This is a genomic window from Rhodococcus sp. NPDC054953, from assembly GCF_053609225.1.
This window is the reverse complement of sequence record NZ_JBSGXD010000053.1, coordinates 1-1,894: the sequence shown is the minus strand read 5'-3', so window position 1 is coordinate 1,894 and position 1,894 is coordinate 1. Positions and strand designations below refer to the sequence as shown.

The 1,894-nt window shown below is 68.2% G+C and carries 3 protein-coding genes; all 3 read right to left on the bottom strand.

What is annotated here, in order from left to right; translation table 11 throughout:
- A partial coding sequence (locus ACWF62_RS20375) for an ATP-binding cassette domain-containing protein (protein WP_452631213.1) occupies nt 1–274 on the bottom strand: 274 nt, incomplete at its 3' end.
- 1 nt (nt 275) lies between these two features.
- Nucleotides 276–1,073 carry an ABC transporter permease gene (locus ACWF62_RS20370; RefSeq protein ID WP_452631210.1) on the bottom strand — a complete coding sequence of 266 codons (798 nt, stop codon included), beginning with the start codon at nt 1,071–1,073 and terminating at the stop codon, nt 276–278.
- On the bottom strand, nt 1,066–1,894 hold an 829-nt coding region (locus ACWF62_RS20365), incomplete at its 5' end, for an ABC transporter permease (protein WP_452631208.1). The genes ACWF62_RS20365 and ACWF62_RS20370, both read right to left, overlap by 8 nt.

Genomic DNA, 1,894 nt, shown 5'->3' with positions numbered 1-1,894 from the left:
CGTCGTGCCACGGATCCCCGCCGAGCAGCCGGGCGGCGCCCGTGTCGGCGCGCAGCATTCCCAGCAGGATCCGGGTGGTGGTGGACTTCCCGGCGCCGTTCGGGCCGATGTAGCCGACCATCTCGCCGCGCCGCACGGTGAACGAGATGCCGTCCACCGCCCGCACCTCGGTACGGGTCCGCCGGAACCGGCCCGCCTTCCGCCGTACCTGGAAGACCTTCTCCAGGTCCTCCAGCACGATCAGTTCGTTCCGCGTCGTGTCCATGCCGCTCATCTCAGCTCCCCGTACTCCGATAGTTCCGGATCCCCACCCGCCACACCGCGGCGGTCAGCACACACATCGCGACCGCCACCAGCGGGGAGAGGAAGTCCACCCAGCCGGGCAGCCCCAGGGGGCTCTCCCGGTCCAGCAACCGCAGCAGCGGTATCCAGTTCACAAAGGCCAGCGGGACGAGGTACGTCACCCCGCGCAGCAGCTCGGTGCCGTAGATCGTCGGCGGGTACTGGAGCAGCCGGTTGCCGCCGTAGGTCACCGCGTTCTGCACCTGGGCCGCGTCCTGCGCCCAGAACTGGAACGCCCCGCCGAGCGACCACAGCGCCCCGAAGATCACCGCACCGCACCCGATCACCCCGGCCAGCAGCACGAACTCCAGCGGCGAGAACGTCGTGTCCAGGCGGGAGATCGCCCAGCACAGCACCAGCACCCCCTGGATGATCCGGCCCACCCGGCGCAGCACGAACCGGTCGGCGGCGACCTGCGCGAACAGCGGAACGGGACGGATCAGCATGGTGTCCACGCTGCCGTCCCGGATCCGGGCGCCCAACTGGTCCATATTGCCGAGGAACAGATCCGCCAGGGAACAACTGGCGGTGGCGTACATGAGCGCCACCTCGCCGACCGAGAAACCGCCCAGCTGGTCGACGTGCGAGAAAATGATCAGAATGCCCACGAATTCCAGTGCGCTGCTCGCGGCGTGCCCGAGCGTGGTCAGCAGGAACGAGGCGCGGTACGCGAGCGTGGAGCGGAACCACATCGCGACGATCAGCGCATAACCGCGCAGACCCTCAACCACCCTGCACCACCACACGCCGCGTCGCCGCCGCCTGGACGGCGCGGCCCAGCAGCAGGAGCACGACCGCCCACAGGAGCGGCACCAGCAGTACGGCGAACGCGCCGGCGCCCGTGTACCGGCCCAGCAGCACATCGGCCGGCACCTGGAGCAGCGCCGCCCACGGCAGCCACTGGAGGAAGGTGCCGAGCTGTGTTGGGAACACCGTCAGCGGCATCACCATCCCGGAACAGAACATCCCGAGCAGATTGCTGACCATGTTCAGCCCGTTGCCGTCCAGCAGCCAGAAGGCGACCAGCGCCACCAGGAAGTTGATCGCGAAACTCACCAGCAGGGCCAGCAGCACCGCACAGCCGAACAGCAGCCAGCGCAGCGGATCGGTGGGCAGCGCCAGCTCGAAGACCAGCGCTCCGACCGCCAGCGGCACCACCCCGCGCCCCAGCAGATGGAACACGGCCCGGCCGAGATCGGCCGAAAGCCACCACATCTGGAGATCCACCGGCCGGTAGAGGTCGATGGAGACCTCTCCGGTACGGATCCGCTCCTGGAGTTCCTCACGGAAACCGCCGCCGATGACGGCGGTGGCGGCGAGCAATCCCTGGCCCACCCACGCGAAGGTGAGCGCCTGCGCCTGGTCATAACCCCCGAGATCGGGGCGCTGATCCCACAGTGCGATAAACGTGTAGCTCATGAAGAAGCCGAACATCGTATTGGTGAACACACCGGCGGCAGTAGCGACCCGATACGTCGCATAGCGCCGGAAACTACTGCCCGCGACAGCGCGGTACAGCCCGGACGTCCGCATGTCAGAAACCCCCTTTTCC